The sequence below is a fragment of the uncultured Polaribacter sp. genome, assembly GCF_947495205.1.
Classification (GTDB): Bacteria; Bacteroidota; Bacteroidia; order Flavobacteriales; family Flavobacteriaceae; genus Polaribacter.
The window spans coordinates 14,231-34,470 of record NZ_CANLXV010000016.1 but is presented as its reverse complement, the minus strand read 5'-3'; the positions used below and the strand labels follow the sequence as shown (position 1 = coordinate 34,470).

General features: G+C 30.0%; 13 protein-coding genes. 10 read left to right on the top strand and 3 right to left on the bottom strand.

Annotated elements, in window-relative coordinates:
• Nucleotides 1-108: 108 nt before the first annotated feature.
• The 3 genes from Q0762_RS13185 to Q0762_RS13175 all read right to left on the bottom strand — a co-directional run bounded on the left by Q0762_RS13185 (nt 109) and on the right by Q0762_RS13175 (nt 5,535).
• The gene (locus Q0762_RS13185) at nt 109-1,401 is read right to left on the bottom strand and encodes an amidohydrolase family protein (RefSeq protein WP_298767463.1); all 1,293 of its coding nucleotides are present in this window, start codon (nt 1,399-1,401) and stop codon (nt 109-111) included.
• Nucleotides 1,402-1,405: 4 nt separating this feature from the next.
• Nucleotides 1,406-4,366: an amidohydrolase family protein gene (locus Q0762_RS13180; RefSeq protein WP_298767461.1), complete on the bottom strand. Its 2,961-nt coding sequence runs from the start codon at nt 4,364-4,366 to the stop codon at nt 1,406-1,408.
• 92 nt (nt 4,367-4,458) lie between these two features.
• Nucleotides 4,459-5,535, bottom strand: coding sequence for a DUF3810 domain-containing protein (locus Q0762_RS13175; protein WP_298767459.1), 1,077 nt, complete (start codon nt 5,533-5,535; stop codon nt 4,459-4,461).
• Nucleotides 5,536-5,673: 138 nt separating this feature from the next.
• On the opposite strand from Q0762_RS13175, the gene dnaB reads away from it, so the two are divergent.
• The 10 genes from dnaB (at nt 5,674) to Q0762_RS13125 (ending at nt 20,208) form a co-directional block, all read left to right on the top strand.
• Nucleotides 5,674-7,185, top strand: a complete 1,512-nt coding sequence (gene dnaB, locus Q0762_RS13170; RefSeq protein WP_298767458.1) for a replicative DNA helicase — start codon at nt 5,674-5,676, stop codon at nt 7,183-7,185.
• A gap of 62 nt (nt 7,186-7,247) precedes the next feature.
• Nucleotides 7,248-7,505, top strand: coding sequence for a DUF6364 family protein (locus Q0762_RS13165; protein WP_298767456.1), 258 nt, complete (start codon nt 7,248-7,250; stop codon nt 7,503-7,505).
• A gap of 1 nt (nt 7,506) precedes the next feature.
• Complete coding sequence (locus Q0762_RS13160) at nt 7,507-7,926, top strand: PIN domain-containing protein (protein WP_298767454.1); 420 nt, start codon at nt 7,507-7,509, stop codon at nt 7,924-7,926.
• 8 nt (nt 7,927-7,934) lie between these two features.
• Nucleotides 7,935-9,194 carry an asparagine synthetase B gene (locus tag Q0762_RS13155; protein WP_298767453.1) on the top strand — a complete coding sequence of 420 codons (1,260 nt, stop codon included), beginning with the start codon at nt 7,935-7,937 and terminating at the stop codon, nt 9,192-9,194.
• Between the two features lie 234 nt (nt 9,195-9,428).
• Nucleotides 9,429-10,274: a transketolase gene (locus Q0762_RS13150; RefSeq protein WP_298767451.1), complete on the top strand. Its 846-nt coding sequence runs from the start codon at nt 9,429-9,431 to the stop codon at nt 10,272-10,274.
• 190 nt (nt 10,275-10,464) lie between these two features.
• Nucleotides 10,465-11,595: an N-acetyl-alpha-D-glucosaminyl L-malate synthase BshA gene (gene bshA / locus Q0762_RS13145; protein WP_298767449.1), complete on the top strand. Its 1,131-nt coding sequence runs from the start codon at nt 10,465-10,467 to the stop codon at nt 11,593-11,595.
• Between the two features lie 87 nt (nt 11,596-11,682).
• The gene (locus tag Q0762_RS13140; protein ID WP_298767448.1) at nt 11,683-14,580 is read left to right on the top strand and encodes a sensor histidine kinase; all 2,898 of its coding nucleotides are present in this window, start codon (nt 11,683-11,685) and stop codon (nt 14,578-14,580) included.
• A gap of 2 nt (nt 14,581-14,582) precedes the next feature.
• Nucleotides 14,583-15,338 carry a LytTR family DNA-binding domain-containing protein gene (locus Q0762_RS13135; RefSeq protein WP_298767447.1) on the top strand — a complete coding sequence of 252 codons (756 nt, stop codon included), beginning with the start codon at nt 14,583-14,585 and terminating at the stop codon, nt 15,336-15,338.
• 90 nt (nt 15,339-15,428) lie between these two features.
• Nucleotides 15,429-16,472: a hypothetical protein gene (locus tag Q0762_RS13130; protein ID WP_298767445.1), complete on the top strand. Its 1,044-nt coding sequence runs from the start codon at nt 15,429-15,431 to the stop codon at nt 16,470-16,472.
• A 106-nt stretch (nt 16,473-16,578) separates the two neighbouring features.
• On the top strand, nt 16,579-20,208 hold the full coding sequence (locus Q0762_RS13125) for a T9SS type A sorting domain-containing protein (protein WP_298767444.1): 3,630 nt from the start codon (nt 16,579-16,581) through the stop codon (nt 20,206-20,208).
• The last annotated feature ends 32 nt before the right edge of the window (nt 20,209-20,240 follow it).

Below are 20,240 nucleotides of genomic sequence, written 5' to 3'. Positions count from 1 at the left end.
AGAAAAAGGAAAGTTAAAGTTGATCTTTATTACAATTAATTGTTTTTGAAGAGAAAAGGCTCGCAATTTGCGAGCCTTTTTGTTATTTTAACTATAAATTGTATTTATTTAAGATTTGTACTTTTTTGCATAACGTTTCCAAAGTTTTGTTTGGTGTGTTTCTAAGCTAATTTTTCTACCTTGTATAAAGGCTGCTGTAAGTCTGTTTCCTCTCATTTCTAAAGCATCTCCTTCAGAAATAAATAAAGTAGCATCTTTACCAACTTCTAAAGAGCCTGTAAATGCGTCTATTCCTAAAATTTTAGCAGCATTTAAAGTGATTAGTTTTACAGCTTCTTCTTTTGCCAAACCATGTGCTGCAAATGTACCAGCATAAAAAGGAATATTTCTAGTATTCATACGTTCCATTTGGCCTTCCATACCAATACTAACAAGAACACCTTTATCCGTTAAAGTTTTTGCAATTGTGTATGTAACATCATAAGCATCATCTTCACTATCTGGATTTCTGTGTGGTCTGTTTAAAATTACAGAAACATTTTTACTCACTAAAAAATCGGCTATTTTATCAGCACCTTCACCACCAACAATTGTAATTTTTGCTATGCCTAGTGTTTTAGCCATTTTTACAGCGTCTGTAATTTCTTTTTGACCATCTGCATGAATATAAAATCTTTTAGAATTATTAAATAAACCTGCTGTTGCTTCATAAGGTAAATGTGTTTTTTCTTTTTTACCTGCCAAATATAGCTTTGCGTTTTCAAAATACATTTTTAATTGTGTTGTTCTTTCGCTGTATTTTGTATCTGGTTTTAAAGCAGGATCTTCGCCCAACCACCATCTACCACGTGTAAAACTACTTGGCCAATTTATGTGAATACCGTCATCTGTTTTTATTGCAGCGTCTTCCCAATTCCAAGCATCTAATTGGACAACAGAAGATGTGCCAGAAATAACACCACCTCTTGGCGTAATTTGTGCCATTAACACACCGTTTGGACGCATAGATTCTACCACTTTACTTTCTGCATTATAAGCAATAATACTTCTAATATGCGGATTCATTGCGCCAATTTCATCTTCATCATCACTTGCTTTTACAGCATCAATTTCAACTAAACCTAAAGTGGCATTAGCAGCTATAAAACCAGGATAAATATGTTTTCCTGTTGCATTAATTACGTTTCCAACTCTTGCAATTTTTGCCATTGCAGACCCAACAAAAGTAATTTTACCTTTGTTAAACATAATTAATGCATTTTCTATTACTTCTCCGTTTCCTAAATGTGCGGTTGCACCTTCAATAGAAAAAGGCATATTTTGTTTGTCTGCTGGCGTTTGTTGTGCTAAAATATTTCCTATTAAGAAGAAAAATAGCAAACTATATATTGTTTTTTTCATGGTTTTAGTTTTTAAGTTCTTCTAAAGTATCACATTCAAAATTTCTGTCTTCTCTAATCATTGGTGGTTTGGTTTTACCACCATTCATTTTTTCATTCAGCATCATATTTATTAGTGTACTTTTTTCTTTTTGAATTGCTACGCGCTTTTCTTTGTCTTTTGTTCTATCAAAGAAAATTCTACCATCTATAATGGTTTTTTCTGCTTTGGTATAAATAGACATTGGGTGATGGCTCCATAAAACTACATCTGCATTTTTGCCTTCTTTAATACTACCAACTCTATCATCTAAATGTAACAATTTTGCAGGGTTTATTGTGACTGTTTTCCATGCATCCAATTCAGACATTCCACCATATTTTATAGTTTTAGCGGCTTCTTGATTCAAACGTCTAGACATCTCTCTATCATCTGAATTTATAGCAACAGTTACACCTGCGTTATGCATAATAGCTGCATTATATGGTATGGCATCATTTACTTCGTATTTATACGCCCACCAATCAGAAAAAGTAGAGCCGCCAACACCATGTTGTTTCATTTTATCTGCAACTTTGTAACCTTCTAAAATATGCGTGAATGTATTTACTTTAAAGCCCATTTTGTCTGCAACTTTCATTAGCATATTAATTTCTGACTGCACATAAGAATGACAAGAAATATGACGTTCTCCGTTTAAAATTTCTGCTAATGTTTCCATTTCGTCATCTTTTCTGTAAGGTTTTCCACTTTTTTTAAGCGCATCATATTCTTTTGCTCTTGTAAAATAATCTACAAACAATTGTTCTACACCCATTCTTGTTTGTGGAAAACGCGTTCCATTAGGACTTCTAGATTGTTTTACATTTTCTCCTAAAGCAAATTTTATAAATTTTGGCGAATTGTTATAAATCATATTTTCTGCGTTTTCTCCCCATTTTAATTTAATGATTGCAGAACGTCCACCAATAGGATTTGCAGAACCGTGTAAAATTTGAGCAGTAGTGGTTCCTCCAGAAAGGTTTCTGTAAATATTAATATCATTAGGATCAACCACATCTTCTATAGTAACTTCTGCTGTAGAATTTTGTGCCCATTCATTTACTGCAGATGTTGCAATATGAGAATGTTCATCTACAATACCCGCCGTTAAATGTTTGTTGGTACCATCAATTAATTTAGCACCTCTTGCTTGTAAATTTTTACCAATTTTTTCAATTTTTCCATCTTTTAATAAAACATCTGTGTTTTTTAAAATTCCTGCATCTTCACTTGTCCAAACGGTAGCGTTTTTAATTAAAATAGTTTCTGTTTTCGGTAATTCGTAATTTCCAAAACCTAAATTAGGGTAACTTACAGGAAGCACAACAATTTTTTTCTCTTTTGTTTTTTTGCTACTTTTTTTCTTGCTTTCTTTTTTTACTTTTTTGCTGGCAGACCAATAAGTTTCATTTCCTAAAGTATCAAAAGCAGTACCTTGCATAACGTTTGCAGCATTAATAGTTTGCCCCATCATTCTTGTGTAACCACTATCTTCATTTAACGTAATGGAAATCCAATTGTCTTTAAAAGAAAATGTAGACTTTATTTTTTTATCGTCTAATTTTACAACAGCGGTTTGTTTGGCACCTTTTCCTGAAATAATTAAATTATAAGACTTATTATTTACAGAAAGCATGTAGTTACCAGATAAATCTTTAATAGACATATCATTTACTATATTTTTTGCGCCTTGAACCCAGTTTTCATAAAGTGTAGTTTTAGCATCAAAAATATCACCAGAAGTAATTATAAAATTGGCATAACTGCCTTGGTTTAAATTACCAATTTTAGAATTTCCTAAAATATTTGCAGGAATAGAAGTTAGAGCCTCTAAAGCCTTTTCTTTACTAAAGCCATATTTGATAGCTTTTTGCAAGTTCTTGTGAAATGATTTAATAGATTTTAAGCTATTTGTTGTTAAAGCAAAGTTTACTCCGTTTTCTGCTAAAACTTTTAAATTAGACGGTTCTTGATTCCATTTACGCATATCTCTTAAAGAAATTTTTTGCGCTAAAAGCGGATTAGAAACGTCATAAGCACTGCTAAAATTAATAGGAATTACAAAATTTGCATTGGTCTTTTTTACATCCTTTACTCTTTCATATTCGTCTCCAGAACCAACAATTGTGTATTGAATTCCAAATTCGTCACCCACTTTATCTGCTCTAAAAGCGTCTAACAAGTTAGAAGTTTTAAATATTTGTACTAAATTTTTATTATCATTCAATGCCTCTAAAGCCAAATCTTTATTTTTCATGTTTCCTTTAGCATACCAAGAAGCATCATTATAGGTTTGCCTTAACAAAGCCATTGCACCCATTATAGAACCAGGATACACTTGCAAAGAAGTAGCACTTTTATTAAAGGATAAATATTGCGCAGATTTGGTATTTAAAATTCTGTATGCATCAGAAGAATTAGGATTTAAAGCAACCAATAAACCATTACCTCTTATAATACCATCTTCCATATGAGTATTTACTACACCAAAACCAGCATCTATGAATTCTTTAGCTTGTTTTGCATCAAAAGAAAAATCTTTTAACGGATTTACATCTGGCCTAATATGATCATTCCAATAATAGCCTTCTCTAGAAGCTTCATATTGTGTTCTTCTAGAATTGCTTGTTTTTCTGCTTGGTTTTTTAATTCCGAAGTTTGAATAAATATCTACAAAAGAAGGGTAAATGGTTTTGCTTTCTAAATTGATGGTTTTTGCATTGTTAGGCACTTTTACAGATCTTCCAATGGCAACAACTTTGCCGTTTTCTATAAGTAAAGTTCCCTTTTTAATAACTTTTTTGGATGTTACATAAATAGTAGCATTGGTAAATGCTGTTTGTGTGTTTTCTGTGGTTTTTACTCCTGCATCTGTTGGAAAATAATCTTGCGCATTTGCGATGGAAAGCGACAAGAAAAAGAGTAAGAAAAATAGTTTTTTCATGAAGTAGATATTAATTTGAATTATTGATAAATTTATTACTATGAAATTGGAAAGCAGTTAAAATGATTCATTTTAACATATTTTTAGGAAATTTAGAGATTTTTAGAAGTTTCAAAATAAGTAATCAACAAATCCACTACATAATTATAAGAAGCAATGCCTTTGTCTTGTTTATTGGCTTTTAAGTAGGCATTGTAACCTTTTTTCACAATAGGTTCAAACGGATTTTTATATTCTTGCCAAAACTGATAACTAGCATTAAAATCTTTCACTATTCCTTTATTTACCTTTTGCCAAAGTTTTTTTGATAATTTAGAATCTCTTTTTCGTAATTCAGAAATACAATAACTAAAAGCCATTCTGTAACTTGCATATTTAAAATAAATATCTTCGTTATAATTGGCAGCTAAGAAACCCACAAAATTTGCTTCATTTTCTGCAGCAAAACCAATTTGATGCGCCATTTCATGACAAACAGTGGTTGGGTAACTCGTTTTTGGAATTTTATCATTTACTTGAGCCTCGCCAGTTAGCGGATTTAAATAACCTGAAGTGCCATTATACGTTTGTAACAAACTCATTAAAGAACTTTTTACAGATTTGTATTGATATTTTAACTGCGGAAAATCGGTTTCTAAATTGGTATATCCTAAAACAGCCATTTTGTACATTTCCTTTTGCTTGTATGGGTTTACAACCTTTACAGTATCATTATTTGTAATTTTAAATTGATAAAAATTTAGTTTTTCAACAATGCTTTCTGTTACTTTTAAAAGTTGTGTAGTGGTGTATTTTTTTTGTTGATAATTTAGATTTTCTGCTAATGGTTTTCTGTAATAGTTTAAGCCCCAGAAAAGATAAAAACAAAAATAAATTACGGACAAAACTGCAAAAAAATGTATAAATTTTGGGACACAATTTTTAAATTTGCTTTTTATAAGACGATATAAAAATAGCAAGAAAATAAATAGGAGGAAAGCCAACAAAACATCACCAAAAGAAAAAGGCAACCAACCCAAAACAATTCTTAAAAACTTAGAAATGTACGGGTAAATTCCGTTGGAATAATACCTTTCTATAAAATTAGGGTTATTAGCAGCCAATTGCACTAATAAAACCTGAAAAGGCAGTAAAATAGCCAGAAAAATATGTTTTTTATTCCATTTCATTTTTGCTAAAATAATAAATTGAAACAGAAGTGAACTGGTTATTAACAAGATAATAACAATTTAGTTTACAATAAATGTCAACAAATAAAAACCAAGTTTAACAAAGCACAATCAACCTAAAAAAGTACATTTGTAGCCATGGAAAAATCAAATGCAATTTCTGGTCAAAAAATAGATAAATCTAGAATTATTAGTCTTGAAAAAGGTAAAATTCCGCCACAAGCAGTAGAATTAGAAGAAGCTGTTTTAGGTGCAATGATGATTGACAAAAAAGGAATTGATGACGTAATTGATATTTTAAGTTCAGATGCATTTTACGATCAAAAACATCAAGAAGTGTATGCTGCCATTTATGAGTTATTCCAAAACTCACAACCTATAGATTTACTTACCGTTTCTAACCTTTTAAAAAAGAATGGAAAATTAGATTTTGTTGGAGGCGATTTTTTCCTGATTCGTTTAACGCAAAAAGTAGCATCTTCTGCGCATATTGAGTTTCATGCACGTATTATTCTTCAAAAATACATACAGCGTAAACTAATTTCTATTTCTAGTGAAATTATAGAAAACGCCTATGATGAAAGTACAGATGTATTTGATTTATTAGATGATGCCGAAGGAAAACTTTTTGAAGTTACCCAAGGAAACCTTAAAAAATCTTCTGAAGATGCAGGTTCTTTGGTGAAACAAGCCTTAAAAAAGATTCAAGAAATTGGTAATCAAGAAGGGATGTCTGGTTTGGCAACAGGTTTTACAAAATTAGATGCCTTAACTTCTGGTTGGCAACCGTCTGATTTGGTAATTATTGCTGCAAGACCTGGTATGGGAAAAACGGCTTTTGTAATTTCTATGGCAAAAAATATGGCCATAGATTTTAACCACGGAGTTGCTGTTTTCTCATTAGAGATGTCTTCTGTACAGTTAATTACACGTATGATTTCTTCAGAAACTGGCTTAACTTCAGAAAAATTAAGAAAAGGAAATTTAGAACCACATGAGTGGGAACAGCTAAACGTAAAAGTTAAAAAACTGTCTGACGCACCTATTTTTATAGATGATACACCATCGCTTTCTATTTTTGATTTACGTGCAAAAGCTAGAAGATTAGTATCGCAACACAATGTTAGAATTATTGTAATTGACTATTTACAGTTAATGACAGCTGGCGGAAAAGCAGGAGGAAACCGTGAACAGGAAATCTCTATGATTTCTAGAAATTTAAAGGCCTTAGCAAAAGAATTAGAAGTACCTGTAATTGCACTTTCTCAATTATCGCGTGCTGTAGAAACACGTGGTGGCTCTAAAAGACCATTATTATCAGATTTACGTGAATCTGGTGCCATTGAGCAAGATGCAGATATTGTAAGTTTTATTTTTAGACCAGAATATTACGGAATGACAGAGTGGGATGATGATGATCACTCACCATGTGAAGGCCAAGGAGAATTTATTGTGGCAAAACATAGAAACGGTGGTTTAGATAATATTCGTTTAAAATTTACGGGTCATTTGGCAAAATTCTCGGATTTAGAAGAAGGTTTTAGCTCAGAATTCCAATCTTCTATGAACAATCCTTTTGATGATGAAACTACTGTAAATCAAAGAATAGAACCAAAGGATGCTTTTGGAGAAGATGATGTGCCTTTTTAACATCTCTTAATTTAAATTATACGTAACAATTTATTATATTTGTACGTATAAATTAAAGTATTATGGATTCTAAACTCACATTAAAACTAGATAAAACTGTTATAGAACAAGCTAAAGCGTATGCAAAAGAGCAGCAAACTAGTTTGTCTAGATTGATAGAAAATTATTTAGCGGCTATTACTAGTTCAAAAATAGAAAGAAATAAAGAGGAGATAGAGATTACGCCATTAGTAAAAAGCTTAAGTGGTTCTATTAAAGTTCCAGAGGATTTTGATTATAACAAAGCTAAATATGAGTATTTAATGGAAAAATATAAATAGTTTGAAAGTTATCTTTGTTGACACAAATATTATCATAGACTTTATAACGAAAAGGAAACTTTTTTATAAGGAGGCAAATAAAATATTCTCGTTAGCAGATACTAAAAAAATAATTTTAAAAACAAGCTCACTATCCTTTGCTAATGCTTATTACATTTGTTCTAGATTAAAATTAAATTCTGATAAAGAATTAAGAAGTGTTTTTGCAAGTTTAAAAAGTTTAATTGAAATTATTCCAATAACAAGCGAAATTTTAGATAGGGGTTTATCAGACGATTTGTTTAAAGATTTTGAGGATGGCCTTCAATATTTTTCTGCCATAAGTTCAAATTGCGAAATTATATTAACAAGAGATTTAAAAGATTTCAAAAATGCTAAATTACCAGTAATGACCGCTGATAATTATATTTCGGGTCTATAAATTTATAAATGAAAAAACTACTAACAATATTAACATTCTTATTACTATCAAATGCTGTTTGGGCATCATTTATTTATGTTCCAATGAGTGATGATAACCAGAAAAACCACCTTAAAGCATACGGAATTGTCTATTTTTCTTTAGAAGCAGGCTTAAAATCTAAATGGTTGCTAAATTATGATGGTGGCGCATTTTTAATAGAAAACAACAAGTTAGTAGAAAACGAATGTAAAATTCGTGGTGTTTCTTATCAAGTTATATCAGACGCAAAATCGCAATTAATTTTGCAAGAAATTGCCTCACCATCTTCTAATCAAGATGCTGTAACTTTAGAAAAAGCACCAAAAATAGCCGTATATTCTCCAAAAGACAAAATGCCTTGGGATGATGCTGTAACTATGGTCTTAACCTATGCAGAAATTCCGTTTGATGTAATTTACGATAAAGAAGTTTTGGAAGACAAACTCTTAATTTACGAGTGGTTGCACTTGCATCACGAAGATTTTACAGGACAATATGGCAAATTTTACGGTTCTTTTAGAGCAACACCATGGTACATAGAAGGCAAACAAAGAGCAGAAAAATTAGCAAAAGAATTGGGTTACAACAAAGTTTCTGAACAAAAATTGGCAGTTGCAAAAAAAATTAGAGATTATGTTGTTGGCGGTGGTTTTATGTTTGCCATGTGTTCTGCCACAGATAGTTTTGATATTGCTTTGTCTGCAGAAGGCGTAGATATTGCAGAGGCTATGTTTGATGGAGATGCTTCTGCACCAAATTACCAATCACTTATCAACTTTAATAAAACCTTTGCGTTTAAGAATTTTAATTTGGTAAGAAGTCCAACAACCTACGAGTTTTCTACAATTGATATGACAAGAAAACGTAAAATTCCAAAAACATCAGACTATTTTTCTTTAGTAGAATTTTCTGCAAAGTGGGATCCTGTGCCAACAATGTTAACACAAAATCATACCGTTTTAGTAAAAGGTTTTATGGGACAAACCACTTCTTTTGATAGAAATACCGTAAAAAGTAACGTGCTCGTTTTAGGAGAAAATAAAGTAAACAGAGAAGCACGTTATATTCATGGTACCAAAGGAAAAGGCATGTTTACTTTTTATGGTGGTCATGATCCAGAAGATTACACGCACAGAGTTGGCGATCCAAAAACGGAGTTAGATTTGCACCCAACATCACCAGGATATCGTTTAATTTTAAATAACGTTTTATTTCCTGCTGCAAAGAAAAAGAAACAGAAAACCTAATATTTAAATATTTTTTTGGGCGTTTTAACGGGCTTTTCGCACTCGCTTTTTTTCAGAAAAAGAAAAAAGAGCTCAAACAATTGCTACAATCCCTAACGCACTTACTCAATTCCAATAAAAATATTTTTTTAAAGAAAAAACAGACTGTTAATAAAAGTAAAATAAATAGTTGGTAAAAGTATTTCAAATTCAATCACTTTTGTATTTTTGTCAACATAAAAATACAATCACAAAATGCCAACAACACAACAATTACAAGATTTTACACAACAAGTTCGTAGAGATATATTAAGAATGGTACATAAAGTAAATTCTGGTCATCCAGGAGGTTCTTTAGGTTGTGCAGAGTTTATTACCTGTCTTTATCAAGAAGTAATGGATTATTCTACAGAATTTTCTATGGATGGTAAAAACGAAGATTTATTCTTTTTATCAAACGGCCATATTTCTCCTGTTTTTTATAGTGTTTTGGCACATTCAGGTTTTTTTCCAGTAGCAGAATTAAATACATTTCGTTTAATTGATTCTCGTTTACAAGGTCATCCAACAACACACGAAGGTTTGCCAGGAGTTAGAATTGCATCGGGTTCTTTAGGACAAGGTTTGTCTGTAGCTTTAGGCGTAGCACAAGCAAAAAAACTAAATGGTGATGATAAAATTGTGTATACTTTACATGGAGATGGAGAGTTGCAAGAAGGTCAAAACTGGGAAGCAATAATGTATGCATCAGCAAAAAAAGTAGACAATTTAATTGCAACTGTAGATTTAAACGGAAAACAAATAGACGGTACTACAGATGATGTTTTACCAATGGGAAGCATTAAAGCAAAATTTGAAGCTTTTGGTTGGGACGTTTTAGAAGTAGAAAAAGGTAACGATATTGAAGCTATTTTAGCAGGTTTAGCAGAAGCTAAAGCTAAAACAGGTAAAGGAAAACCAGTTTGTATTTTATTAACAACAGAAATGGGTAATGGTGTAGATTATATGATGCATACACATGCTTGGCATGGTAAGGCACCAAATGACGAGCAATTAGAAAATGCTTTAGCACAAAACCCAGTTACTTTAGGAGATTATTAGAAATGCTAACCTTCCCAAAGGAAAGGAACTTTTATGGATAAAGAAGGTTTTTCTATAAAAAATATTTAATTTAAAAAAGAGTTTTTCAATTATTTGAAAAACTCTTTTTTTATGATTTCATTTAGTTTTATAAATTAATAATAAAAGTATCTTTACCGCAAAATAATTAATTTTAATAAGTAGTTACTTTATGAAAATAGGTATTGTATGTTATCCAACTTTTGGTGGTAGTGGAGTAGTAGCCACAGAATTAGGAATGGCTTTAGCAGATAAAGGGCACGAAGTCCATTTTATAACTTACAATCAACCAGTTCGTTTAGATTTTCTATCTCATAATTTACATTTTCATCAAGTAGTTATAGAAGAATATCCATTATTTGAATACCAACCTTATGAACTAGCTTTGTCTAGTAAAATGGTAGAAATTACCAGAAAATATAAATTAGAAGTTTTACATGTACATTATGCAATACCACATGCATATGCTGCATTTATGGCAAAACAAATGCTAAAAGAAAAAGGCTTAGATGTAAGAGTTGTAACTACTTTACATGGTACAGATATTACTTTAGTAGGCAGCCATCCAACCTATAAAACTGCTGTAGAATTTAGTATTAATAATTCTGATGTTGTAACCGCTGTTTCTAACAATTTAAAAGAAACCACAAACTCTTTATTTAATATTACAAAAGATATTGCAGTCGTTTACAATTTTATAGACACTATTAAATATGATAATGCGCATAAACAAGAATGTAAAAGAAGTGCATTAGCAAAACCACACGAACGCATTTTAACGCATATTAGTAATTTTAGGCCGGTAAAAAGAGTAGAAGATGTAATTAAAGTTTTTAATGAAGTTAGAAAAACAGTACCCTCTAAATTATTAATGGTTGGTGAAGGTCCAGAAAAAATAAAAGCAGAAAAACTAGCTAAAAAATTAGAAATAAACCAAGATGTTTTCTTCTTAGGAAATAGCACAGAAATAGAAAAAATTCTTTGTTATACAGATGTATTTTTATTGCCATCTCAAACCGAGAGTTTTGGTTTAGCAGCATTAGAAGCTATGGCTGCTAAAAGTGCTGTTATTTCTACAAATACAGGTGGTTTACCAGAAGTAAATATTCATGGAGAAACTGGTTTTTTAAGCAATTTGGGAGATGTTGAAGATATGGCTAAAAATACCATATCTATTTTAAAAGATGATGCTACGTTAACACGCTTTAAAGAAAATGCAAAAGCCCATACCAAAAGATTTTCTTTAGAAACTATTTTACCAGTTTATGAAGATTTGTATAAATCTTGCTATGTACGTCAATAAAGTAGTTTACTAAGAAAACAGCACCTTTCACTAAGTAAAATCTTTTTATTTTTTTAATTAATTGTATTTTTGAGACAAAGCTAATTTGTGAAAAAAAATATAATTTTTCTCTTCTCTTTACTCTTGTTTACATTCTTATCGAATGCACAACAACCACTTGCTATACATTTAACAGAAAAAGATGGCTTACCAGATATTGAGTTTTATGATATTTTTAAAGACGATAAAGGCTTTATTTGGTTGGCTGCAGACAAAGGTCTTTACAAATATGATGGAAGAACTTATCAACTTTTTGAACACCCTTTAAAAAGAGGACGCTCTTTGTTTTCTTTAAAACAAGATAAAAAAGGAAGAATTTGGTGTAATAATTTAGCAGGTCAGTTTTTTTACGTAGAAAAAAACAAACTACATTTATTCGAAAATTTTGCTTTCATAAATAATTTAATCGATTACTATATTTTTAAAAACTACTTGGTTTTAAACAATACTAGAAAACTGTATTTTATTGATATTGACTCAAAAAAAATAGTAAAAACAATACATAATGTAGAAGGGTTTATATCAGAAGAGTTAAATAATCAAGATAAGGAATTTTTCTATTCTTCTAAGAACAATATCTTTAAAATTACTGATTTAGAAACATCAGAATTTATTAATAAAATAAAAATTGAAGATAAATTTAAACGGAATAAAAGGTTTGGGTTTGAATTAAATTCTGAAAAATATGTACTTCAACAATCTGAAAAAGAGTTAGATATATCAATTACTAAAATTGTAAATAAAAGTGCTGATAATATATTTATACCTCATAAATTAAGTGGCAAAGCAATTTCTAAATTAGCAGTAATTGGCAAATATTTATTTATTGCAACCAATAAAGGTGTGTTAAAAACGGCAATAATCAACAATAAATTAAAAATTTATAATTGGTATTTTAAAGATAAGTTTATTACCGATGTTGTTTTAGATAAAGATTATAATTATTGGTTTTCTACACTTAAAAATGGCATTTTTATAATACCAAATGAAGCTATTAAAAATTATAATAATGTATTTCAAAAAGTAGTTTTAACAGAAAAAAAAGATGAAAAAACTATTTTTATAGCAAATGGAGATGGAGAGGTTTTAGAATTTGATCTCTTATCAAAAAAAATAAAAAAACTAAATTTTATTACAAATACAGTAATTAAAACGTTGCTTTATAACAAGAAAAATAATACACTAATTATTGGTTCTTCAAATTATTCTGTAAATTACAATTTATCTAACAATACATCAACACCTTTTAAATCTAATAATGTCTGGAAATCTATTTCTTACGTAAAAAAAAATAAATACGTTGTAAGCACGCCTAATAACTTTTCTGAAATAGATATTTTAACTCAAGAAATAAATCCAATATTAAAGAAAAGATCGTACGCCTCTTTATATTTAAAAAAAGAAAATAGCTATTACACAACTATGATAGATGGTTTGGTAAAATATAATATTGGCAAAAAGAAAGAAACATATCTGTTATACAATAAGCAAAGAGTATATGGCTCTAAATTGGCAAAATTGCAAGATGGTACTATTTGGATAGCAACTCACAATAAAGGATTGTTAGCTTACAAAAACAGTAAGTTTATAGATAGTTTGGTCTTAGAAAACGGATTAGCTTCTACTGTTATCAACTCTTTAAAAGCTCATGACAATAAACTTTGGATTGCTACAGACAGAGGCTTGCAAAGTTATAATAGCACTAATAAAACAATAAAAACACTTAGCAAAACAGATGGCTTAAATACTTATGGAATATCTAATTTAACATTCTTAGATTCGTTAGTTTTTGCCAGCACCAATAAAGATTTGTTAAGTTTTCATGAAGACAAAGTTTTTAAAAAAAGAAATAAACCTATACTTTATTTCACAAATTTATTTGTGAATGATTCCATTAAAAGCTTTCCGGAAATTTTAGAAATTGTAGAAGGTAAAACTAATTTTAAGGTTGAGTTTAACTGTAACGGATTTCAATCTCTAAATAATATTGTATATGAATATGTTTTGGTGGGTTTGTCTAATAAATGGACAACCATAGATAATTTAACAAACTTTATTAAATTTAATTCCTTACCCGCAGGCAAGTTTCTATTAAAAATTAAAGCTAGAAATATTTACGATAAAAAATATTCGAATACTTTAAAATTACCAATTGTGGTAACCAAACCATTCTATAAAACCTTTTGGTTTTTATTATTAGTTTTAATTTTTGTTGTGTTTTTAGTTTTTAGCTATTTTAAAAAGCAAAATAGTAGATTAAAAAAAGAACAAAAAATTGCTTTAGAAAAAGCAGAAATTAGTAAAGAGTTGGTGTTTTCTCAATTAGAAAATTTAAGGTCTCAAATGAATCCGCATTTTATTTTTAATGCGTTAAATTCTATTCAAGACTTTATTATTTTAAATGAAAAAAAATTAGCAAGACAGTATTTAGTCAAGTTTTCTAAATTAATTAGAATTTACTTAGAACACAGTCAAAAAAACGAAATAACTTTAGAAGAAGAAATAAAAGCGTTACAACTTTATTTAGAACTAGAAAAAGATCGTTTTAATGATGGTTTATTATATGAAATAAATGTTGACAAAGCATTAAATACAAGTCTTGTTTATTTACCATCTTTATTTTTACAACCTTATGTAGAAAACTCTTTAAAACACGGGTTATTACATAAAACAACCGATAAAAAAGTACAAATTGATTTTATAAAAAACAAAGAAAATCTAGTTTGTACTATAACAGATAACGGTATTGGTAGAGCAGCATCAGCAGAAATTAATAAAAAAAGAAATAACAAACCAAAATCTTTTGCAACTTCTGCAAACCAGAAAAGAATAGATTTATTAAATCTTGCAAATAAGACCCATTTAACGCTACAAATAGAAGATTTGTATAAAGGAAATGTAGCAACAGGAACCAAGGTTATAATTAATATCCCCGAAAAAAAATAACTATGAATGTAATAATTATTGATGATGAAAGCAGAGCAAGAAACGTTTTAAAAACTTTATTAAAAGAAGAATGTGCAGGAATTACAACAATTTTAGAAGCTTCTAATTTATTAGATGGTGTAGCTTTAATTAAAAATAAGCAACCTAAAATTGTTTTTTTAGATGTGGAAATGCCACAGCATTCAGGTTTAGAAATTTTAGATTTTTTTAAAAATGAACCCATAAATTTTCAAATAATTTTTACAACAGCATATAGTAAATATGCCATAGAGGCATTTCGTTTGTCGGCAATAGATTATTTAATGAAACCTATAGATATAGAAGATTTAAAATTAGCGTTACAAAAGGCAAAAGATGCTATTAAAGAAGAAAACATCAACCATAAATTACAAAATTTAGAAAAAGCATTTCAACAATTATCTTTAAACAAAATAGCTTTAGAAATACCTAAAGGAATTATTTTTGCTTCGCATGACGAAATTTTATTTTTTGAAGCAGATGGTGTATATACCAAAGTGCATCTTAATGATGGTAAAAGTCAGTTAATTTGTAAAACCTTAAAACACTTTACAGACCAGTTAAAAGACAAACCACTATTTTATAAACCACATAGATCTTATTTAATAAATTTAAAATTTATGAAAGAAGTGGTTAAAAAAGATGGCTTACATGTGATTATGCAAAATAAAAAAACCATTCCTATTGCTAGAGATCGTAAAGATGCATTTTTACAAATGATAAACACTTCTTTTAATTAAGTACAGTTTATAAACAAATGCTTACCATTCACTAAATAGTTAGCTCTTAAAGGTAGCATAATTCTATATTTAATGTAAAATATAGAAATTATGAAAACACTTACAACATTAGCAGTATTCTTTATTGCACTCTCATCTTTTGCCCAAACTTCGTTTTTTGAAACTATAGAAAAACATGGTAAAGATGCAGTTTACAATCGGTATTATTCGGTTTATAAAGATGATGCTGGTAAACAACAAATTAAAGGAAAGCAATACCAACTAAAAGCAGAAATTTTAAAATTTAATGGCGTTTATACAGGTTTAAAAATGGTAGCTGCATCAAAAAATGACAAAGCAGGTATTTTTACTATTGATGCAACCAAATCAAAATCAAGTAAAATTATTGGGTATCCAAATGTATCTCATATTGTAGACAGAATATCTCGCAAAGGTTTTGTAGCCATAGACGATTATATTTTTAAAATAGGTAACGTTTGGAAAGCCAAAGATGGCCATGGTTTTAATTCAATTGATGAAATTTACATTAGAGTAGGGGCATCAGATAAAGAAAACAATACAGCATCTAAAGATAAAAAGAAAAAGAAGTTTGGTGCCTTTATGAAAAAGTTGAAAGATGCTGCAATAAACAAAGCACCTTCTGAATGTACAAGTCCTGCTTGTAAAAAAGCTGCAAATATGGATTTGGTTGCTTTTGTAAGAAAATATTTAAAACAAATGGAAGCAAAACAAAACCGTTATGTTTTAACAACGAAGGATAAAGCAGATATTGCCAAAATAAAAAATGCTGTAAATGCTTATTATGGCAAAGTAAAGTCTAAAAATGATGCGTATTGGAAAAGTCCAGAAGGACAAGCGATTTTAGAAAATAGAAGAAGAGCCAATGGTTATGCTAAAAAAAATGAAGTAACACTTACAAATAAAACAGGACGCACAATATATATAGCAGATAAAGGATCTAGAAATCAAGGTACTTTAGTAGGCGTTGGGCAATCTATTAGTTGGAACTGCTCTAGAGATGCTTATTTGCAACAAAAACTTAAAAAAGACACAAATACATATTATTTTAGAACAACAAGCAAGAAAGTATACCGTGCAAATAATAAATGTGGTGGTAAATTTATAATTAATTAAAAAACTATTTACAGTTTACTAGAAAAAACAAACGGTTTACTAAAAAATACCAAATGCAACCTAACATAGGTTGCATTTTTGTTTTATAAATAAATAAAAAACTATTATGAAACTAAAATTATTATTACTCTTACTTTTTGTGTTTGGTATTTCATTTGCACAAATACCAACAAACGGACTAAAAGCATACTACAAACTAGAAAACTTAAGCGGGGCAGATGTATTGGGTTTGGCAGATTTATCTCAAACAGGAGCAGCAAGTGTATCAACTTCAGACAGAGTAGGAACAGCAAATACAGCAATTACTCTTAATGGAGATAGTTTTTCTAGAAGTAATATTTCTTATCCATCTGCTTTTAATGATTTTTCTATAAGTTTTTGGGTAAAAACAGCTACCAACACTGGAGATTTTAAAGTGATTTTAGATGATCGTAATAATCCAGCAGGTTTTGGTGGTTCTTCAATTACAGTTGGTAGTCTTTTATTTTTAAGAGATGGAAAAATAAGTTTTAGGCTACGTTATGCATTAGGTTCAAACACAGGAATACAATCTACTATTCAATCAGATTTTATTGCTGATGATAATTGGCATCATATAACTGTTGTCTCAGATCAATTAAAAACAAGAATATATACAGATAATAGATTATCTAATTCAGCAGGAAATAATAATGCACCTGCATTTAACAATCGTCTTGCAGATCCTGTTGGAAATGTTATTATAGCACAAAATGCTACCAATAATCTAGCTCAAACAAATCAATATCAAGATGCACTAGACGATATTTTATTTTATGATAGAGTCTTAACTCAAACAGAAATAGAAAATATAGGAAATAATAATTTTTGTTTTCCTCCATCAGATTCTGAAATTACGATAACTAATGTAACAGAAAATAGCGCTACAGTTAACTGGGTTGCTTCTGGAACTTATGATATTGCCTATGGGTTTGAGTCAGATTCTTTTGCAAATTATACAACTGTGAATGGTATTTCTGGAAACTCTTTTTCATTACAAAACTTAGATGCTACAAGAAGGTATTCTGTGTATATTAGGCAACAATGTTCTTCTTCTTTAAATTCTAATTGGAATACTGTTTCCTTTGCAACAAGTGGTACTGTTTATGTAAATGCTAATGCAACAGGAAATAACAATGGTAGTTCTTTTGCAGATGCTTACACTGACTTAAATACAGCAATAACAAATCATCCTGGAGAAGAAATATGGATTGCTGCAGGAACGTATATTCCAGAAATAAATGGAGTTACCAATAGGAGTTCTTCTTTTATTATTCCTGAAGGCACAGAACTTTATGGAGGTTTTAACGGAACAGAGACGCAACGCTCTCAGAGAGATTTTAGAACTAATACAACTATATTATCGGGAGATATTAATGGAAATGATGATGGAGTTCTAGCCCATAATAATTCTACTTATGATGATAATTCGTTTCAAGTAGTAACAGTAAATGAAAATAATGTTGTACTAGATGGGTTAACAATAAAAGGAGGAAATGCTAATGGAACAGAAACCTCTGGATCTGCATTAACATTTAACCATAAAGCTCTTTCTTTAAATATTAATAATGTGATATTTGAAGATAACAGAGCATCAGCTGCTGGAACAGTTTATGCAAATAATTCAGTAGCAGATTCTGCCATACATGAAATTAACTTTAAAGAGTGTGTTTTTAAAAATAATATAGCACGTTTTGCAACAGTAATTTACGTTCAAAATCCCTTAACATCAAACACTTACACAACAAGTTTTATAAACACACTTATTTCTAACAATTTTGTAAGAGACACAGCTTCAAATACCGGTACAAATACTTTATTTTGGTTTAGAAATGATAGATCTACAAGTAATATTGCTTTTTTTTACAATTGTACAATTACAAAAAATCGTTTTTTTGGAACAAACACACAAAATGCAGGTATCATATCTTCATCTAGAGTTAATGCTTTTGCTGGCCAAAGTCAAGTTAGAATTTACAACTCTATTATTTGGGATAATTTGGTGTTAGGCATTAGTGAGCAAGTATCTGTTGATAGATGGGGAACATTTGCTTTACCAGGAAATGTACAAATAAGAAATAGTATTGGTGCAGATAGTTTTAGCAATTGGTCTCCAACCAATTCTAGTAATTCAAATCCTTTGTTTACAGATGTAGTAAATAATGATTTTACACTTCAAGCAAACTCACCAGCAATAGATGCAGGAGATAACAATTTATCAACAGCTACAACAGATCTTTTAGGGAATTCTAGAATTTTTAATGGTACAATTGATATAGGTCCATATGAATTCGGTTCTTCAATTCCAATGGATAGAACATTAACAATTACGGCAACAAACGGATCAGTAAGTGCAAATCCAACTCCTGTAAACGGAACGTATGATGATGGAACAGTTGTAACTTTAACAGCAACACCAGATGCAGGGTATAAATTTGTTGGTTGGTCTGGAGATGCAACAGGAACTACAAATCCGTTAAATATTACTATGGATGCAAATAAATCTGTTACAGCATTATTTAGCAGAATTCAAAGAACACTTACAATCACAGCAACAAACGGATCTGTAAGTACAAATCCAAGTCCTGTAAACGGAACCTATGACGATGGAACCGTTGTAACTTTAACAGCAACACCAGATGCAGGATATCAGTTTGATGGTTGGTCTGGAGATGTAACAGGAACTACAAATCCGTTAGATATTACTATGGATGCTGATAAATCTGTAACAGCATTATTTAGCAGAATTCAAAGAACATTAACAATTACAGCAACAAACGGAACTGTAAGTACAAATCCAAGTCCTGTAAACGGAACCTATGATGATGGAACCGTTGTAACTTTAACAGCAACACCAGATGCAGGCTACCAATTTGATGGATTTAGAGATGATATTTCTGGAGCAAATTTATTGCTTAATAGTGGTAATCGTTTATCAACAACTATTACTTTAAATGCAGATAAATCTGTTACAGCATTATTTAGTAGAATTCAAAGATCCTTAACAATTACAGCAACAAACGGATCAGTAAGCACAAATCCAAGTCCTGTAAACGGAACCTATGACGATGGAACCGTTGTAACTTTAATAGCAACACCAGATGCAGGATATCAATTTGATGGATTTAGAGACGATATTTCTGGAGCAAATTTATTGCTTAATAGTGGTAATCGTTTATCAACAACTATTACTTTAAATGCAGATAAATCTGTTACAGCATTATTTAGTAGAATTCAAAGATCCTTAACAATTACAGCAAAAAACGGATCTGTAAGTACAAATCCAAATCCTGTAAACGGAACCTATGATGATGGAACTGTTGTAACTTTAACTGCAACGCCAAATGCAGGTTTTGCATTAGTAAATTGGACAATTGATGGAGCTACTTTAGATAATTCTACATCTGGTCCAGCAACTTCTATAACAGTTACTATGAACGCAGATAAAACAGTTGCTGCAGTATTTGACGCAACAGCAAGTGTTGATGATGAATTTTTAAACAGTTTTAATCTTTATCCAAATCCAACAAATAATGTATTAAATATTAGTACAGATTTAGAGATTAAAGATTGTAAAGTGTATAATGTTATTGGTAAAAAGGTTTTAGAATCAAAAAGTAAAGAAATAAATGTTACTAATTTACCAAAAGGTATGTATTTAATTCAAATAATAACAGCAAAAGGAAAAAGTGTTACCAAAAAGTTTGTGAAAAAGTAAATTTGTTAATTTTCCCTCAAAAGAAAAGGTCT

Excerpts from the sequence above, each read along its gene's own strand:
- Q0762_RS13185 (WP_298767463.1), bottom strand. The coding sequence starts at position 1,401 with ATGAAAAAAACAATATATAGTTTGCTATTTTTCTTCTTAATAGGAAAT.
- Q0762_RS13180 (WP_298767461.1), bottom strand. The coding sequence starts at position 4,366 with ATGAAAAAACTATTTTTCTTACTCTTTTTCTTGTCGCTTTCCATCGCA.
- Q0762_RS13175 (WP_298767459.1), bottom strand. The coding sequence starts at position 5,535 with ATGAAATGGAATAAAAAACATATTTTTCTGGCTATTTTACTGCCTTTT.
- dnaB (WP_298767458.1), top strand. The coding sequence starts at position 5,674 with ATGGAAAAATCAAATGCAATTTCTGGTCAAAAAATAGATAAATCTAGA.
- Q0762_RS13165 (WP_298767456.1), top strand. The coding sequence starts at position 7,248 with ATGGATTCTAAACTCACATTAAAACTAGATAAAACTGTTATAGAACAA.
- Q0762_RS13155 (WP_298767453.1), top strand. The coding sequence starts at position 7,935 with ATGAAAAAACTACTAACAATATTAACATTCTTATTACTATCAAATGCT.
- Q0762_RS13150 (WP_298767451.1), top strand. The coding sequence starts at position 9,429 with ATGCCAACAACACAACAATTACAAGATTTTACACAACAAGTTCGTAGA.
- bshA (WP_298767449.1), top strand. The coding sequence starts at position 10,465 with ATGAAAATAGGTATTGTATGTTATCCAACTTTTGGTGGTAGTGGAGTA.
- Q0762_RS13135 (WP_298767447.1), top strand. The coding sequence starts at position 14,583 with ATGAATGTAATAATTATTGATGATGAAAGCAGAGCAAGAAACGTTTTA.
- Q0762_RS13130 (WP_298767445.1), top strand. The coding sequence starts at position 15,429 with ATGAAAACACTTACAACATTAGCAGTATTCTTTATTGCACTCTCATCT.
- Q0762_RS13125 (WP_298767444.1), top strand. The coding sequence starts at position 16,579 with ATGAAACTAAAATTATTATTACTCTTACTTTTTGTGTTTGGTATTTCA.